This is a genomic window from Pantoea brenneri, assembly GCF_038594305.1.
GTDB classification, from domain to species: Bacteria; Pseudomonadota; Gammaproteobacteria; order Enterobacterales; family Enterobacteriaceae; genus Pantoea; species Pantoea brenneri.
Genome location: NZ_JBCGBG010000003.1, coordinates 352,287 through 370,020 on the forward strand (window position 1 = coordinate 352,287; position 17,734 = coordinate 370,020).

The following is a 17,734-nucleotide window of genomic DNA, read 5'->3' on the forward strand; positions in this document are numbered from 1 at the left end:
TTATCGCCCCAGATAAACGTCGATAACCTGCTCATTGGCCTGCACATCACGCAATGATCCTTCGGCCAGTACCTGACCCTGATGCAGCACCGTCACGTGGTCGGCAATGGTTTCGACAAAGCCCATATCGTGCTCCACCACCATCAGCGAATGCTTACCCGCCAGGTTGCGGAACAGCTCGGCGGTGTAGTCCGTTTCAGCGTCGGTCATTCCCGCCGCTGGCTCATCCAGCAGCAGCAGGTGCGGCTCCTGCACCAGCAGCATGCCAATCTCCAGAAACTGCTTCTGGCCGTGCGACAGCAGGCCCGCGCTACGCTGTCGTTCTGCGCCGAGCCGCAGCAGCTTCAGCACCTCATCGATCCGATCCTGCTGCTCGCCATTGAGGCGCGCGCGCAGACTGGCCCACACCGTTTTTTCGGCTTTCAGGGCGATCTCAAGATTCTCGAACACGGTTAACGCTTCAAACACCGTTGGTTTCTGGAACTTACGGCCGATCCCGGCACGGGCGATCTCAACCGGCGACAGGCGGGTAAGATCGCTGTCCTGATCGTAGATCACCCGCCCGGAATCGGGCCGCGTCTTACCGGTGATCACATCCATCAGCGTGGTTTTGCCCGCGCCGTTGGGGCCGATCACGCAGCGCAGTTCGCCGACGCCGATCTGTAACGAGAGATCGCTCAGGGCGCGGAAGCCGTCGAACGAGACGCTGATCTTCTCCAGTTGCAGCACCGGATCGCGCTGCGCCCGATGGCGATCCGCCGGATGAGGTTGAGTAAACAGTGCGTCAGTCATGTTTCCTCCGGCGCAGCAGGCCAATCACGCCGTGCGGCAGAAACAGCGTCACCAGGATGAACATCAGGCCGAGGAAAAACAGCCAGTATTCCGGGAAAGCGACGGTGAAAAAGCTGCGCGCGCCGTTAACAATCGCGGCACCCAGCAGTGGGCCGATCAGCGTACCGCGCCCCCCCAGCGCCACCCAGATGGCGGCTTCAATCGAGTTGGCTGGCGACATCTCGCCGGGATTAATGATCCCGACCTGCGGTACGTAAAGCGCCCCGGCCAGTCCGCACAGCATCGCCGACAGGGTCCAGACAAACAGCTTAAAGCCGCGCGGATCGTAGCCGCAGAACATCAGGCGGTTTTCGGCGTCGCGCACCGCAGTCAGCACCCGGCCAAACTTGCTGCGTGCCAGTGCGAAACCAATCGCCAGGCTCAGCAACAGCAATCCTACCGTGGCGATAAACAGGCCGATGCGGGTGCCGGTCGCGCTCACTGAAAAGCCGAGCAGGGTGGTAAAGCCGGTGAAACCGTTGTTGCCACCAAAGCCGGTTTCATTACGGAAAAACAGCAGCATACCGGCGTAGGTCAGCGCCTGGGTGATGATCGAAAAGTAAACGCCTTTGATGCGGGAACGGAAGGCAAAAAAGCCAAATACCAGCGCCAGCAATCCCGGTGCCAGTACGCTGAGGCACAGCGCCCAGGCGAAGTGCTCGGTTCCGCTCCAGAACCACGGCAGCTCACGCCACGACAGAAAGGACATAAACGCCGGTAAGCCTTCACCTGCCGCCTGGCGCATCAGATACATGCCCATCGCATAACCACCGAGAGCAAAAAACAGGCCGTGACCCAGCGACAGTAATCCGGCGTAACCCCACACCAGGTCGAGGGCCACTGCCACCACCGCATAGCAGAGGATTTTGCCGATCAGCGTCAGGGTATAGGTGGAGATCGCCAGCGGATGGCCGGCGGGCAGCAGCGCCAGAAACGGCATCACCAGCAGCGCCAGAGTGACCACCATGCCGATGCTGAGGGTCAGGCGCGGCGCTTTGCGCGCGGCACGGAGCGTTATGGGTTGCGTCATCAGTCAGTCACCCTTCCTTTCACCGCAAACAGTCCCTGAGGACGTTTCTGGATAAACAGCACGATAATTACCAGAATCAGGATCTTGCCGAGCACCGCGCCGATCTGCGGTTCCAGCACTTTATTAACAATGCCGAGGCTGAAGGCAGCGACCACGGTGCCCGCCAGTTGGCCAACGCCGCCCAGCACCACAACCAGAAACGAGTCGATAATGTAGCCCTGTCCCAGTTCTGGCCCGACGTTGCCGAGTTGCGACAGCGCCACGCCGCCCAGTCCGGCAATACCAGACCCCAGACCAAACGCCAGCATATCGACCCGGCCGGTCGGCACGCCGCAGCAGTCGGCCATGGTGCGGTTCTGCGTTACGGCGCGCACGTTCATGCCAAGACGGGTGCGATTCAGCAACAGCCAGGTGAGTGCCAGCACAAAGATCACAAACAGAATCACGGCGATGCGGTTCCACGGCAGCACCAGGTTAGGCAGCACCTGCAGTCCGCCTGACAGCCACTGCGGATTTGCCACTTCGAGGTTTTGCGCCCCGAACAGCATGCGCACCGCCTGAATCAGCATCAGGCTGATACCCCAGGTTGCCAGCAGCGTTTCCAGCGGGCGACCGTAAAGATGGCGGATCACCGTGCGTTCCAGCGCCATTCCGATGGCGGCCGTCACCATAAACGCCACCGGCAGTGCCAGCAGCGGATACCAGGCCAGGTAGTGCGGCGCAAACTGCTGAAACAGGCTCTGTACCCACCAGGTGGCATAAGCACCGAGCATCAGCATTTCACCGTGCGCCATATTGATTACGCCAAGCAGACCGTAAGTGATCGCCAGTCCCAGCGCCGCCAGCAGCAAAACCGAGCCCAGCGACAGGCCGCTGAACGCCTGACCCAGCAGATCGCCCCACATCAGGCGTTTCTGAATCTGTTGCAGGCTGTCGGCGGCGGCGGCACGCACCGTGGCGTCCGGTTCGTTCGCCGGCTGGGTTAAGCGTTGCAGGCTGGCCTGAGTATTGGGATCGCTGGATTCGCCCAGCAGCTTAACTGCCTTCAGCCGCACCATCGGCTGGGCATCTGCCAGCTGCAGGTTGGCCAGCGCCAGTGCCAGTGCGGCATGCACCCGGCTATCCTTTTCGGCGGCCAGCCGCTGCTCAATCAGCGACAGCTGATCGGCCGCGCCGTCATTTTGCAACTGTCGCGCCGCGCGCAACCGCAGTCCGGCATCGTCGCTCACCAGCTGATGCGCCGCCAGCGCGCCGTTGACCAGCACCCGCAGCCGGTTGTTCATAAACAGTTTTTTCAGGCTGCCGTTCGGCTGTGGCTGGGCATCCAGCGGCAGCAACCTGCTGCCCTGCTGGCTGAACGGCTGTTTATTCTGGTCGATGACCACGTTTTCGGCGTGCAGCGCTTCCAGCAGCGGTAACCGGCTGCTGTCTGGCGCGGCGGCCCACTGTTGCAGCAGCGTCGCCTGCTGGCTACGGCTGGCAGCGGCGAAGTCTGCCGCCGGTCCGGCACTGGCAAACAGCGGCATCAGCAGCAGCAGGCTGAAAAGGCAGCGGCAAAGGTTCATAGAGAGGACCTCGTTAAATGGATGGCGGCGGACGACCTGATTTGCCGTACGCCATCAGCGCAACGGGCAGGCGCCGGTCGGCAGAGCCGCAGACCGGCGCGTCACGCGCTTACTGCGCGGCTTTCACCGGGTGGTCGGGCTTCTTATCATTACCGGCTATGTACGGGCTCCATGGCTGAGCGCGTACCGGTTGATCGGTCTGCCACACCACGTTGAACTGACCGTTCTCTTCCACTTCACCGATCATCACCGGCTTATGCAGATGGTGGTTGGTCTGATCCATGGTCAGGGTAAAGCCGTCTGGCGCTTTGAAGGTCTGACCGGCCATCGCCGCCCGTACTTTATCCACGTCGGTGGTGCCAGCTTTTTCTACCGCCTGCGCCCACATATGAATACCGACATAGGTCGCTTCCATCGGATCGTTGGTGACCACGCTGGCGGCATTCGGCAGGTTGTGGGCTTTGGCATAAGCACGGTAGTCAGCGACAAATTTAGCGTTGGTCGGGTTATCGATTGACTCAAAATAGTTCCACGCCGCTAACTGACCGACCAGCGGTTTGGTATCGATACCGCGCAGCTCTTCTTCGCCGACCGAGAAGGCGACCACCGGAATATCGGTGGCTTTAATGCCCTGATTAGCCAGCTCTTTATAGAACGGAACGTTAGAGTCGCCGTTGATGGTGGAAACCACCGCTGTTTTGCCGCCGGCAGCAAACTTTTTGATGTTTGAGACGATGGTCTGGTAATCGCTGTAACCAAACGGGGTGTAGACCTCTTCGATATCTTTATCCTGGACGCCCTTACTGTGCAGGAAGGCACGCAGGATCTTGTTGGTCGTGCGGGGATAGACATAATCGGTGCCGAGCAGGAAGAAGCGTTTAGCACTGCCGCCATCCTCGCTCATCAGGTATTCAACCGCCGGGATCGCCTGCTGGTTGGGCGCTGCGCCGGTATAGAACACGTTAGGTGACATCTCTTCGCCCTCATACTGCACCGGATAGAACAGCAGGCCATTCAGCTCCTCAAACACCGGCAGCACCGATTTGCGCGATACCGAGGTCCAGCAGCCAAACACCACCGCCGCCTTGTCTTGGGTCAGTAGCTGTCGTGCCTTCTCGGCAAACAGCGGCCAGTTAGAGGCGGGATCGACCACCACCGGCTCCAGCTTTTTCCCCAGCACGCCGCCTTTGGCGTTGATCTCATCGATGGTCATCAGCGCCACATCTTTGAGTGGCGTTTCCGAAATCGCCATGGTCCCTGACAGGGAGTGCATGATGCCGACCTTAATGGTGTCAGCCGCCTGCGCGCCCCAGGCGAGGCCGATGCTGGCAACGGTAGCGGAGAGAGCAAAAGCCTTGAGCAATGAACGTCTTTTCATCGTGTTAAAACCCCTCAATGTTGTGTTTGTTATTCAATGGGTTGAAGCCGGGCCTGCTGGAGTCGGTGCAAAGTAATTTTCCTGACTTCCGCCTTGCTGACGGCGATGTGGTCAGTCAGGATGCGTTGTGCCTCCTCGGTCTGTTGCTGAAAAATTGCCTGTAAAATCTGTTCATGCTCCTGATAGGTGGCGGTTATTCGATCGTCAGAGGTGAAGTCGAGACGGCGGATAATGCGGATTTTCTCCGTCAGTTCGGCGTGAATACGCGCCATTTCCGGATTACCCGCAGCGGCCACCAGCGTCATGTGAAACGCCTCATCGTGCTGCGATACCGTCAGGCCGGCGGTCAGTCGCTCCGCCTGGCACCAGAAGCGCGTCAGCCCGGTTAACAGGGCGCTGCACTGGGCGGCGGGCAGGGCGCACAGCCGTTTTACCGCTTCACACTCCAGCACGGTTCGCAGGTCATACAGCGCTTCGAACCAGGCGAAATCGAAGTTCCTGATCTGCCAGCCGCTGCGGAACCAGACTTCAACAAAGCCTTCGCGTTCCAGCCGGAACAGCGCCTGACGTACCGGCGTGCGGCTGACCGCCATCCGCCCGGCAATTTCACTTTCACTGAAGCGATCGCCGGGCATCAGGCGAAAGGCGAAAATCTCCTCCTTCAGCGCCTGATAAACCCGTTCCGCCAGCGCTTCCGGGCGGGCTTTCGGGGAGGGAGACTGCATCGTCATGGTGACTCCTTATTCCAGCCACAGCAGGGTTTCGCCCGGACTGACCGGACGGCCCGCCTGGCAGGCAATGCGTTTCACCTGACCACTCCGGGGAGCGACAATCGCCAGCTCCATCTTCATCGCTTCGACGATAACCAGCGTCTGACCGGCGCTGACCGTTTCACCCGGCTGCACCAAAACTTTCCAGATGTTGCCGTTCATATCGGCCTGCACCGCCAGCGCGCTGTCATCCTGCTCAGCGATCGGGGGCGGCGGGTCCAGCGTCAGCGGCGCACTCTGCTCTTCCTGCGCCCACAGCGTCACCTCCTGCTCAAACGCGGCGGCCTGACGCTGGCGGAATGCGGCGATATCATCAGCGTTGTCCGCCAGGAACTGCTGGTGGGCAGCAAAATCAAACAGCGTCTCTTCGATCCGCAGGCTGGCGCGGCCTTCGCGGAAATCTTCCCGCAGCTGCGTCAGCTCGGCTTCACTCACCGGATAGAAACGCACCTGATCGAAGAAGCGCAGCAGCCACGGCTGTTCGGCGGCAAACTGGGGATTTTTCAGGAAGGTGTTCCAGATCGGTAACGTCCGGCCGACCAGCTGATAGCCGCCGGGTGAGTCCATGCCATAGATGCACATGTACATGCCGCCGATGCCGACCGTGCCTTCGGCGGTGAAGGTGCGGGCCGGGCTGTATTTGGAACTCAGCAGACGATGGCGCGGATCGATGGGTACTGCACAGGGCGCGCCAAGATAGACGTCGCCCAGTCCGAGCACCAGATAGCTGGCGTTGAACAGGGTGTCGCGCACCTGTTCACGCTGGGTTAAGCCGTTGATGCGCTGAATAAAGTCAACGTTGTTCGGCAGCCAGGGAGCGCTGGCGCGAACCGTTTCCTGGTAGCGCGCTACCGCGCCGAGGGTGGCGCTGTCTTCAAACGCCATTGGCATCCACACCACTCGCGACGGCACTTTCAGCGTGCTGACATCGCCCAGCGTCGCCTCCAGCCCCAGCAACAGCGACATCAGGTCGGACTGGCTGATGATGCGGCTGTCGTAGCGCACCTGCAGTGAACGCACGCCGGGTGACAGCTCTTCTACGCCGGGCACCGCTCGTTCGCTCAGCGCCATCATCAGCAGGTGAACGCGCAGTCGCAGCGCCAGATCCAGCACGTTGTCGCCATATTCAATCAGCACATATTTGTCACCGGCCTGACGGTAGACCGCTTGCGGCGTGGTTGCGGTGGCGTCAATCGCCGCCAGTATGGTCGCGGAGCCGCTGGCGGTTTCGGCCAGCGACGGCACGGCAAACGTCGGCGCATGGTGCGGACGCAGGGTGGCGATCACCTGCTGCTGCGCCTTTTCTCGTGCCAGCGCGTCATCGGCACTGATCGGATGGAAACGAATGCGATCGCCTGGTTTAACCTGACCGACTTTCCACAGTTCGGCTTTGGCGATGGTCACCGGACAAACGAATCCGCCGAGGCTCGGGCCGTCGTGCGTCAGGATCACCGGAAAGTCACCGGTAAAATTGATGGCGCCAATGGCATATTCACAGTCGTGAACGTTAGAAGGGTGCAGGCCCGCCTCGCCGCCGTTGGCGCGGGTCCAGCTCGGTTTCGGACCGACTAACCGCACGCCGAGACGGTTGGAGTTGTAATGTACCTGCCAGTCGCTGGCAAAGAATTCGTCGATGGCAGCCTGGGTGAAGAAGTCTGGTGCGCCGTGCGGACCGTAGAGCACGCCGATACGCCATTCGGTGCCGTAGTGCGGAATCAATGCGGCATCAAGCGCCTGAGGGGCGCTGACCGGAGGCGGAGTGGTGCAGGCTGCCAGCGCAGGCCGGGAGATCGGCAGCATATCCGCAACCCGCAGCGTCCGTCCGGCATGGCCGCCAAACTGACCCAGCGAGAAGGTGCTGCGGCTGCCGAGATATTCCGGTACGTCGAAACCGTTGCGTACCGCGAGGTAGCCGCGGCAACCCTGCTGCGCGCGGCCCAGTGCCAGGGTTTGTCCCGCTTTCACCGTCAGCGGCTGCCAGTTGCTGACCGGTTCGCCATCCAGCGTGGCGGCGCAGTCAGCGCCGGTCAGTGCCACCGTCGCATCAGTGTGGAAGCGCAGCGTCGGGCCCTGCAAGGTAAACTCGAGGCCGGCCGCCGATTCGTCATTGCCGACAATCCGGTTCGCCAGACGGAAGGCGAAATCATCCATCGGACCAGACGGCGGAACGCCAATATCCCAGTAGCCGAGGCGGCCCGGATAATCCTGAATCGAACTGAAGGTACCCGGCTGCAGCACCTCAATCACCGGGGCGGCCGGGGTGAAACTGTCGAGAAAGCGTGTCCAGACCGTGCCGCTGTGAAAGGCCTCAGTCGCCACGATCTGGCGCAGGTAGTCGAGGTTAGTGGCGATGCCGTGCAGCTGGGTGGCATCCAGCGCCTGCTGCATTTTTGCCAGCGCCGCCTCGCGGCTGTCGGCATGTACAATCAGCTTCGCCACCATCGGATCGTAGAAGCTGGAGACTTCGCTGCCGGTTTCAATGCCGCTGTCGATGCGCACGCCAGCGGGAAAGCTGACGGCGGTTAACAGGCCGGGGCTGGGCTGGAAGTTCTTCAGCGGATCTTCCGCATAGAGTCGTACTTCAATGGCGGCACCCTGGGGAGCCTGCTGCAGGCGCGGCCAGTCAATCTCATCGCCCGCCGCCACTTTTAGCATGCACTCGACCAGATCCAGCCCGGTCACGCATTCGGTAACCGGATGCTCAACCTGCAGACGGGTATTCACTTCGAGAAAGTAAAACGCCTGCTGGGTGACGTCGTAGATGTACTCCACGGTGCCGGCGCTGCGGTAGTTGACCAGCTGGCCCAGACGGACCGCCGAGGCCAGTAGCGCGTCACGCGTGGCCGGGGACAGGCCCGGCGCCGGGGTCTCCTCTACCACCTTTTGATTACGGCGTTGCAGCGAGCAGTCGCGCTCACCCAGCGCCACCACGGTGCCGCGGCCATCGCCGAAAATCTGCACTTCAACATGACGCGCGCGATCGATGCAGCGCTCCAGAAAGACGCCCGCGTCACTGAAAAACTGTTCGCCGAGGCGGCGCACGCTCTCCCAGGCACTGGCTAACGCGGCGGCATCGGCGCAGCGCGTCAGACCAATCCCACCGCCGCCGGCGGTACTCTTCAGCATCACCGGATAGCCGATCTGTTCGGCGGCCTGCAACGCCGTCTCCAGCGAATCCAGCAGCGGCGTGCCGGGCGTCATTGGCACACCGGCTCGCGCGGCCAGTTCACGGGCGCGGTGCTTCAGGCCGAACTCACCGATCTGCTGTGCCGTCGGGCCGACAAAAGCGATTCCCGCCTGCTCACAGGCTTCGGCGAACGGCAGGCTCTCTGACAGGAAGCCGTAGCCTGGCCAGATAGCGTCAGCATCGCTCTGCTGTGCCGCTGCCAGAATTTTGTCGATGCGCAGATAGCTGTCGCTGGCTTTATCGCCGCCCAGCGCAATCGCCACATCGGCCTGCTGAACGTGCTGCGCATTACGGTCGGCATCGGAGTAGACCGCCACGCTTTTCACGCCGAGGCGCTTCAGGGTACGGATGGCGCGACAGGCAATTTCGCCGCGGTTGGCAATTAATACGGTGCTGAACATGGTTCAGAGACTCCCTTGTGTCGCCAGCCAGTTGCGCCAGCCGCCAGTTTCGGTAATTTCCAGCGCGTTGTTCAGCGCCGAGCCTTCACAGATAAAGCCTTTCACTACCCGACCGTCTGCCAGCGTCAGGCTGCCGATGCCCAGCGGTGGCGGGATTTCTGCCACGAACTCGCCAAAGCGCGCCAGCGGGATATCCCACAGCTCGACGGTGATGGCGGCACCGCGTTCATCGCGCATCAGGCCCGGTTTTTTGATCGCGCCGTCCAGCAGTGCGAACAGCCGATAGTGAGCGGCTGTTTGCGTCTCCTCTACCCACACCGCATCCCGGCTGGTCAGCTGGAAATTGAGCGGCATACCGGTGAGGTGAGCGCCGACCACCGCAACACGCACGTGATCGGAGGAGGGCGGCAGGGCGCGCGATCGGGTGGGCTGTGGCTGGCCGGTGGCACCGAGCGGCAGCGCCAGTTGCTGCTGCCAGCGCAGACCGAACTCAGCCAGTGCACGATCGTGCCAGGCGGGTGCGATCAGCGTGATGCCCGCCGGTAAATCGTCATTGCGGAACGGACCGGGCAGCGCCAGCGCGGCGAGGTCGGCCAGATTGGTGAAGTTGGTATAGGTGCCGAACTGCGAGTTGTAATGCACCGGCTCCTGAGCCATCTCCGCCAGCGTGTGGATGGTGGGGGAGGTCGGCACCACCAGCGCGTCAAACTGCGCCAGGGTCTGCTGAATTTGTCGCGTCAGTTCGGCCCGCAGGTACTCCGCCTGATAAGCCTCAACGGCGCTGTATTTCAGGCCGCTGGCGACGATGCCGTGCACCACCGGGTCCATCTCAGCCGGACGTTGCAGCATCTCGCCGACTGCGGCGGTGCGCTCGGCTACCCAGGGACCGGAATAGAGCTGCTCAGCCAGCTGGCGGAACGGAGTGAAATCAATCGGATGCAGCGTCACGCCCGCCACCAGCAGCGCTTCCAGCGCCTGATCCCAGGCCGCTTCGGCCGCCGCATCATCAAAGAATTCGGGATTGGCCGGTACGGCAAAATGTGGATGAGCGGGCAGGCTGGCCGGGGCCGTATGCGGATTGACGCGCGAATAGGCGTCACTGGCGTCGAATCCCCCGGCGAGGCTGGCGACGGTAAAAGCGTCTTCCACCGTCAGCGCGAACACCGACAGGGTGTCATTCAGCCGGCAGGCTGGCACCACGCCGCGGGCAGAGAACCAGCCTTTGGTCGGTTTCAGACCGACAATATTGTTAAACCCGGCCGGGACCCGACCCGATCCGGCGGTGTCGGTACCGAGGGAGAAGCCGACCAGCCCGCGCGCCAGTACCGAAGCTGAACCGGAGCTGGAGCCGCCACTGACGTAGTCGGCATCAAAGGTATTAGTGACCGCGCCATACGGCGAGCGGCTACCGACCAGGCCGGTCGCGAACTGGTCAAGGTTGGTTTTGCCGATCACTACCGCGCCGGCGGCTTTCAGCCTGGCGACCACCGTCGCATCATTGTCAGCGATGTAAGTGAAGGCCGGACAGGCGGCGGTGGTCGGCCAGCCAGCGACATCGGTGTTGTCCTTGACGGCGAACGGGACGCCAAACAGCGGCAGCGACGCTGGATCGCGTTGAAACTGTGCCAGCAGCGGTTCCAGCTGCGCCATTAGCTGCGCCGGCGTGGCAAGATAGATCCAGGCATTATCCTGCGGATCCAGCGCCGCCAGATGGGACGCCAGCAGCGGAATGATCTGCTGTGGGGCCAGTTGCAGCCGTTGCTGCCAGTCGTGAAGGGTTAAGCCAAAGGTCGAAGCCATACGATGAATTCCAGCTGGTATACAAGATGGAGTTCAACAGAGCAAAGGCTGTGCCATTTTTTTAACACCCTGATTCAACGGGTTATCCGCGTTTGTCATAAGAATTTGTGATGATTATTTGCACAATGGCGGCGCAGGAGGCGGGCGATAGCGGTGCGTTTAGTCCTGCCGTGCGTAAATTTTGTGAAGAACATGGCAAGAGCCGGGTGGCCTGGTTAGCATGAAGGGAGTCTGGCAACTCGCCGACGCCCAGCAACAGAGGAGATTTACGTGGTGAAGTGGCGTAACTGGATGGTAGGGATCTGCCTGGTCGGCACGGCCAGCAGCGCATGGGCCGATTCGCTTGATCAACAACGACAGCGTTATCAACAAATTAAACAGGCCTGGGACAGTAACCAGATGGCCACGGTGGATCAACTGTTGCCAACGCTACAGGATTATCCGCTCTATCCTTATTTGCAATATCGCCTGCTGGCGCAGGATCTCGATCAGGAGACCAGCCTGGCGGTACAAAACTTTATCCGACAATATCCGACGTTGCCGCCGGCGCGATCGCTCAGCACCCGTTTTATCAACGTGCTGGCGCATCGTCAGGACTGGCAGGGCGTGCTCAACTTCAGCCCGACCGAGCCGAAACCGGTGCAGGCACGCTGTAACTGGTACTACGCCAAATGGGCCACCGGTCAGCAGCAGGCGGCCTTTGATGGTGCCAAACAGATCTGGCTGCGCGGCACGGCGCTGCCCAATGACTGCGATAAACTCTTCTCGGTATGGCAATCCTCTGGCCAGCTCTCACCGATCACCATTCTCGAACGTATCCGGCTGGCGATGAAAGCCGGTAACGACAGCCTGGTGAGCTTCCTGGCGAAAACGCTGCCGGCTGATTACCAGACCATGTCTGACGCGATCCAGGCGTTGCAGCAGGACCCGCTGACGGTCAGCACCTTTGCCAGCGCCGTCGGGCCAACAGACTTTACCCGCCAGGCGACGATCTACGCCTTCACCCGGGTCGCCCGCCAGGATATGGAGAATGCCCGCAGCCTGATCCCGATTCTGGTGCGGGCGCAGAAGATGGGGCCGGAAGATGAGCAGGCGCTGAAAGAGATTGTGGTATGGCGCATGATGGGCAGCGATCTGACATCGGAACAGGCGCGCTGGCGTGATGCGGTAGTCATGAACAGTGAATCGACCGCGCTGGTGGAGCGCCGGGTGCGGCTGGCGCTCAGCCAGCACGATCGACGCGGCCTGAATACCTGGATCGCCCGTCTGCCGCTGGAAGCCAAACAGAAAGATGAATGGCAGTACTGGCAGGCCGATCTGCTGTTTGAGAAAGATCGTAAAGAGGAAGCGGAAGAGATCCTGCGCAAGCTGATGCGGGCTCGCGGTTTCTATCCAATGGTGGCGGCGCAGCGGTTAGGCGTCGATTATCCGCTGCAGGTTGATGAAGCACCGAAGCCGGATAGCGCAACGGTGCAGGGCGCAGAACTGGCCCGGGTGCGTGAACTGATGTACTGGGGTCTGGATAACCTGGCGCGCAGCGAATGGGCCAACCTGATTGCCAGCCGTCCGCACAATCAGCAGCAGATGCTGGCGCGTTACGCTAACGAGCAGGACTGGTGGGATCTCAGCGTGCAGGCCACCATTACTGCGAAGATGTGGGACAGCCTGAAAGAGCGGTTCCCGCTGGCGTGGCAGAGCGTTTATCAGCGTAATACTCAGGATAAGCAGATTCCACCGAGCTACGCGATGGCCATTTCACGTCAGGAGAGCGCGTGGAACCCGAAAGCACGTTCACCGGTCGGAGCCAGCGGCCTGATGCAGATTATGCCCGCCACTGCGGCGCATACCGTTAAGATGTACAACATGCCGGGCTATGCGAACGCCAGTCAGCTGCTGGACCCTGAGACCAATATTCAGATCGGCACCCAGTATCTGGAGTATGTCTACCAGCAGTTTGGTCAGAACCGGATCTTCGCCTCGGCGGCTTACAATGCCGGTCCCGGCCGGGTACGTAGCTGGCAGAAAACCAGTGGCGGTAATCTCGATGCGGTGGCGTTTATTGAGACCATTCCATTCTCAGAAACCCGCGGCTACGTGAAGAACGTGCTGGCGTATGACGCCTACTATCGTCACTTCATGGGCCAGCCTGACAAGATCCTGTCAGATGGCGAGTGGAATCGCCGTTACTAGCTGTGCTAAGCTTCCGTACTCTTTAGCGAGTACGGAAGCCTCTTCATGACCCAACCTGATTCTCCCGCCACCGAAGATAGCTGGCATCGCTTTGTCGCGCTGATGCAGCAGGCCTTTGCAGACGGCCATGCGCTGCCGCTGATGCAGCTGATGATGACGCCAGATGAGCGCGAAGCCTTTGGCACCCGTCTGCGGATTATTGAAGAGCTGATGAACGGCGAGATGAGCCAGCGCGAGCTGAAAAACGAGCTTGGCGTCGGCATCGCGACCATCACACGTGGCTCAAACAGTCTGAAAGAGGCGCCACCGGAGCTGAAACGCTGGCTGGAAGCGCGCCTGGGTCGCGGCTGATTACTGCTGATAAAGCGGATGAACAAACGGGCAGAGCGCCAGAATCAGTGCCTGATGATAGACGCTGGAGCGGCTGAGCAGACCCTGAGTAAAGGCACCAATCGCGCCGCCCTGCTGTTTAATATTCTCAATGCCGGTTAACCGTGCCATCTCTTCGCCCAGCTCGCGGCCTTCACGTAATCCAGCCAGTACCACCGGCGGCAGGGTGAAGCTGGCCGAACGCGATTCTCCCCGCTGTTTCTGATTTTCTACCACCATCCAGGCGAAGGCGCAGTCATCTTCAATGCCGGCCTCGATGGCCACCCAGAATGCCGCCTCAGGTCGGACCTGTCGCGCATTCATCACGCGCTGGCGTGCGCCGGTTCGCGTTTCAAGGTGGGTTAACGGTTGTGCTGCAACGCCACTATCGACCTCGACCCCCTCAATATGGCAGGATCCCTCGCCGAAAACGTCGTTGAATGCCTGCGCAATCGCGCGAATCTTCGCTGGGTTGGTGGTGGCTGCGACAACATGGTACATAATTGATTGAACCCTTAGGTGATTAAGAGCCTATCCCATCGGGCTATTTTATTTGGCAGTCTGAAGTTGGGCAGTGCTCACAATCCTCACGTACTCCGTGTACGCTCCGGTTGTTTCGCGCTATCCGTGTCCAGACTGGCTGCAACAATGACGCCTGATGGGGGGAGGCTCTAAGGCGATTTTTGTCGCAGTATAACGGAAACTAAGCATGCTACAGGTCTATCTTGTTCGTCACGGTGAAACGGTATGGAATGCGGAACGCCGCATTCAGGGTCAGTCCGACAGTCCGCTGACGGAAAAAGGTGAGCAACAAGCCCATCAGGTGGGAGAACGCGTCAAAAAACTGGGCATTACGCACGTCATCTCCAGCGATCTCGGGCGTACACGTCGCACTGCTGAGATCATTGCTGATGCCTGTGGTTGCGTGGTGACGCTCGATCCCCGGCTGCGCGAACTGAACATGGGAGTGCTGGAGAAGCGCCCGCTGGATGAGTTAACCGCCGAAGAGGAACAGTGGCGCGCCACGCTGGTTAACGGCACGGAAGGGGGGCGCATCCCTGAAGGTGAGTCGATGACCGAGATGGCGGAGCGGATGCATCAGGCGCTAAATGCCTGTCTCGAACTGCCTGCCGGCAGCCGGCCTCTGATTGTCAGTCACGGTATGGCGCTGGGCGTGCTGGTCAGCACCATCCTCGGCCTGCCAGCGCATGCGGAACGGCGCCTGCGGCTGCGCAACTGCTCGATCTCACGCGTCGATCATCAGCAGAGCGCCTGGCTGGCAGAAGGCTGGGTGGTGGAAACCGCCGGGGATATTTCCCATCTGGATGCGCCTGCGCTCGATGAGCTGCAACGCTAACGACGGTGAAGCGCCTCTGCCGTCGTGATGACGGCAGAATCGCTTAGTTGCCGGCGGGCTGGCGACGAATCGGAATCAGATATTCACACTGGATTTCGGATGGCGGCTCGCTGCGCTTTTTGCCACCGTGGGTGTAGAAGCGTTCAATATCCTGTCCCTGACGGCGGGTCAGCCCCAGCGTTGGCATACAGGTGCCGTACAGCAACAGGATAAACTCCTGCAGCTCGACGCGCGGCCCGGTGTAGGTGAACTGCACATAGTCGCCCGCTTCGAGGATCACGCTCTGGCCGGAGTGCAGGTTCATTGCGCTGTCGGCCGGCACCGCCGTGGTATAGAGAATTTCCTGCTCGTCATCCTTATCCTGACTGGCGCGCACCTGATGCAGGCCATACAGCACCGGCGGCACCGTGTCGGTTTCCAGCAGGAACTGCTTCCAGAAGTGGATGCGCATTTCGTCGCGGTAACTGGAAATCTGTTCCAGTGTACAGGTGTAGTTCTGGGTTTGACCCACCAGCACTGTTTCCGGCAAGGTGACAAACGTCGGTTCAGGCTGCTTCTCATCGCTGAGGCGAATCGGCGGACGAATACCGAATGAGTTCCACTCCGAAGAGCGACGATACCAGGCCGGCGTCTGATTAAACTGCTTTTTAAACGCGCGGGTGAAGGTCTGCTGCGAGTCGAAACGATACTGCAGGGCGATGTCCAGAATCGGACGGCTGGTCAGGCGAAGCGCGACCGCGGCTTTTGACAGACGCCGCGCACGAATATAAGCGCCTATCGCGTGGCCGGTGACGTCCTTGAACATCCTTTGTAAATGCCATTTAGAGTAACCGGCTTTCAGGGCAACGTTATCCAGTGAAAGGGGTTGATCCAGATGGCTCTCCAGCCAGACAAGCAAATCGCGAATGATACCGGCTTGGTCCATAAAACATCCTCATACTCTGGTGGTGCAGCTAAACGCAGTCGTCGAATAATAGCACTAAATGCTCAAAAGGCGTGGGCAGCTTTCTCGGGAAGATTGTGCTACGTCAGTGCGGGCTTAAACCCGTTTTGGTTTGGTCATTAACTCGATTGACAGTACATTACAGTCACATCTATTCCATTTGCAATGGTAACTCCATGACAATATCTCGCCTTATGATCGCCGCATTTGCCACCCTGACCTTTTCCAGCCCGCTGCTCGCCGAGGAGATCGGCTCGGTAGATACGGTATTCAAGATATTTGGCCCCGACCATAAAATTGTCGTTGAGGCTTTCGATGATCCCGATGTTAAAAATGTAACCTGTTATATCAGTCGGGCGAAAACCGGCGGCATTAAAGGCGGATTGGGTCTGGCGGAAGATACCTCGGATGCGGCAATCTCCTGTCAGCAGATCGGTCCGGTCGAGCTGAGCGACAAGATTGCGCAGGGCAAAGCGCAGGGCGACGTGGTGTTTCGCCAGCGCACCTCGCTGATCTTCAAGAAGCTGCAGGTTGTACGCTTCTTCGATAAAAAGCGCAACGCCTTAGTCTATCTGACCTACTCCGACAAAGTGGTGGAAGGCTCGCCGAAAAATGCGCTGAGCGCCGTACCAATAATGCCGTGGCACTAAGGCAAAAAAAAACGCCCGTCAGGGCGTTTTTTCTCTGCGCAGCGATTAGTCCTGCAGATCACCGCAGAAGCGATAACCTTCACCGTGAATGGTGGCAATAATCTCTGGCGTGTCCGGCGTGGATTCGAAATGCTTACGGATCCGGCGGATGGTGACGTCAACGGTGCGGTCATGCGGCTTGAGGTCGCGACCGGTCATTTTTTTCAGCAGATCCGCACGGGTCTGGATCTTGCCCGGATTCTCGCAGAAGTGCAGCATGGCGCGGAATTCACTGCGCGGCAGCTTATAGTGTTCACCGTTCGGGTTGATCAGTGAGCGGCTGTTGATATCCAGCTCCCAGCCGTTGAACTTATAGCTTTCAACCTGACGACGCTCTTCGCTTGGCAGCGCCAGATTCATGGTGCGTGACAGCAGGTTACGGGCACGAATCGTCAGTTCACGCGGGTTAAACGGTTTAGTGATGTAGTCGTCAGCGCCAATTTCCAGACCGAGAATTTTATCGACTTCGTTATCACGGCCGGTCAGGAACATCAGGGCGACGTTAGCCTGTTCGCGCAGTTCACGGGCCAGTAACAGGCCGTTTTTACCGGGCAGGTTGATGTCCATGATCACCAGATTGACGTCATTGTCGGTCAGCACCTGATGCATTTCAGCACCATCAGTCGCCTCATACACCACATAACCTTCCGCCTCAAAAATGCTTTTGAGGGTATTACGCGTGACCAGTTCGTCTTCAACGATAAGAATGTGCGGGGTCTGCATGTTTAGCTACCTAAAATTTGCCAACAAATTGAAAACAGGGCGTACATCGGTATGGCGTTCTTCATCATCGAGAGCGGCGGACCGTGCTGAACCGTTGTATGGAATACTATTTTGATAAGCCATCTATCAACGTCAACAACAGGATTAGCTCAGCCAGTCAGGATGAAAATTGCATGCCCCGTGAGAGAATAATAATGGCGCATATCCTAACTGCATTAACAGCAACCTAACAGCACCAACTACAACCGATAAGCATAAAAACAACGCTTCGTTGACTTATATCAAATGCAATTGTAGCACGTTAACACTTTTGTGAAAAACTTCTCGTAGATTGCCTGCTTAGCTCACAAAAAGCAGCTTTTTCGCTACATTTATGACGGACAAATCGCAAACTAAAACCGGCCGGCAATGATATTTTATCTTATTGAATTAAAAAAACTTTATAAACCTTTCGTCAAGAACAGATGCTTAAGGCCGAAAAGGCCACCGATCGATGATTTT

At 59.4% G+C, this 17,734-nt stretch carries 14 protein-coding genes; 4 read left to right on the forward strand and 10 right to left on the reverse strand.

Going from position 1 to position 17,734, the window contains the following annotated elements:
• The 7 genes from urtD to atzF form a co-directional block, all read right to left on the reverse strand.
• Positions 1-792 (reverse strand): urea ABC transporter ATP-binding protein UrtD, encoded by a 792-nt coding sequence (gene urtD / locus AABB92_RS15200; protein WP_031376036.1) that lies wholly within the window; start codon positions 790-792, stop codon positions 1-3.
• Positions 785-1,861 (reverse strand): urea ABC transporter permease subunit UrtC, encoded by a 1,077-nt coding sequence (gene urtC / locus AABB92_RS15205; RefSeq protein WP_031376035.1) that lies wholly within the window; start codon positions 1,859-1,861, stop codon positions 785-787. Before urtC ends, urtD begins: the two co-directional genes overlap by 8 nt.
• A complete protein-coding gene (gene urtB / locus AABB92_RS15210) occupies positions 1,861-3,426 on the reverse strand; it encodes an urea ABC transporter permease subunit UrtB (protein WP_046289180.1) in 1,566 nt (521 codons plus the stop codon). Before urtB ends, urtC begins: the two co-directional genes overlap by 1 nt.
• A 109-nt stretch (positions 3,427-3,535) precedes the next feature.
• On the reverse strand, positions 3,536-4,804 hold the full coding sequence (urtA, locus tag AABB92_RS15215) for an urea ABC transporter substrate-binding protein (RefSeq protein WP_031376034.1): 1,269 nt from the start codon (positions 4,802-4,804) through the stop codon (positions 3,536-3,538).
• 29 nt (positions 4,805-4,833) lie between these two features.
• The gene (locus tag AABB92_RS15220; protein ID WP_031376033.1) at positions 4,834-5,535 is read right to left on the reverse strand and encodes a GntR family transcriptional regulator; all 702 of its coding nucleotides are present in this window, start codon (positions 5,533-5,535) and stop codon (positions 4,834-4,836) included.
• A 9-nt stretch (positions 5,536-5,544) separates the two neighbouring features.
• Positions 5,545-9,162, reverse strand: coding sequence for an urea carboxylase (gene uca, locus AABB92_RS15225; protein ID WP_031376032.1), 3,618 nt, complete (start codon positions 9,160-9,162; stop codon positions 5,545-5,547).
• A gap of 3 nt (positions 9,163-9,165) precedes the next feature.
• Positions 9,166-10,962: an allophanate hydrolase gene (gene atzF, locus AABB92_RS15230; protein WP_031376031.1), complete on the reverse strand. Its 1,797-nt coding sequence runs from the start codon at positions 10,960-10,962 to the stop codon at positions 9,166-9,168.
• A gap of 270 nt (positions 10,963-11,232) precedes the next feature.
• Here atzF and sltY point away from each other — a divergent pair, with 270 nt between their 5' ends.
• Positions 11,233-13,152, forward strand: coding sequence for a murein transglycosylase (gene sltY / locus AABB92_RS15235; RefSeq protein ID WP_031376030.1), 1,920 nt, complete (start codon positions 11,233-11,235; stop codon positions 13,150-13,152).
• Positions 13,153-13,197: 45 nt separating this feature from the next.
• Positions 13,198-13,503 (forward strand): trp operon repressor, encoded by a 306-nt coding sequence (gene trpR, locus AABB92_RS15240; protein ID WP_031376029.1) that lies wholly within the window; start codon positions 13,198-13,200, stop codon positions 13,501-13,503.
• Here trpR and yjjX read toward each other — a convergent pair whose 3' ends face one another.
• Entirely contained in the window at positions 13,504-14,022 is a 519-nt protein-coding gene (gene yjjX / locus AABB92_RS15245) for an inosine/xanthosine triphosphatase (protein ID WP_031376028.1), read from the reverse strand. It abuts the gene before it with no gap.
• A gap of 208 nt (positions 14,023-14,230) precedes the next feature.
• Between yjjX and gpmB the strand changes: the two genes are divergently transcribed.
• Entirely contained in the window at positions 14,231-14,878 is a 648-nt protein-coding gene (gene gpmB / locus AABB92_RS15250; RefSeq protein ID WP_046289181.1) for a 2,3-diphosphoglycerate-dependent phosphoglycerate mutase GpmB, read from the forward strand.
• Between the two features lie 43 nt (positions 14,879-14,921).
• On the opposite strand, the gene robA is transcribed toward gpmB, so the two are convergent.
• On the reverse strand, positions 14,922-15,803 hold the full coding sequence (gene robA / locus AABB92_RS15255) for an MDR efflux pump AcrAB transcriptional activator RobA (protein WP_031376027.1): 882 nt from the start codon (positions 15,801-15,803) through the stop codon (positions 14,922-14,924).
• A gap of 194 nt (positions 15,804-15,997) precedes the next feature.
• Between robA and creA the strand changes: the two genes are divergently transcribed.
• Positions 15,998-16,471: a protein CreA gene (gene creA, locus AABB92_RS15260; protein WP_031376026.1), complete on the forward strand. Its 474-nt coding sequence runs from the start codon at positions 15,998-16,000 to the stop codon at positions 16,469-16,471.
• Between the two features lie 45 nt (positions 16,472-16,516).
• Here creA and arcA read toward each other — a convergent pair whose 3' ends face one another.
• Positions 16,517-17,233, reverse strand: coding sequence for a two-component system response regulator ArcA (gene arcA, locus AABB92_RS15265; RefSeq protein ID WP_046289182.1), 717 nt, complete (start codon positions 17,231-17,233; stop codon positions 16,517-16,519).
• Positions 17,234-17,734: the final 501 nt, after the last annotated feature.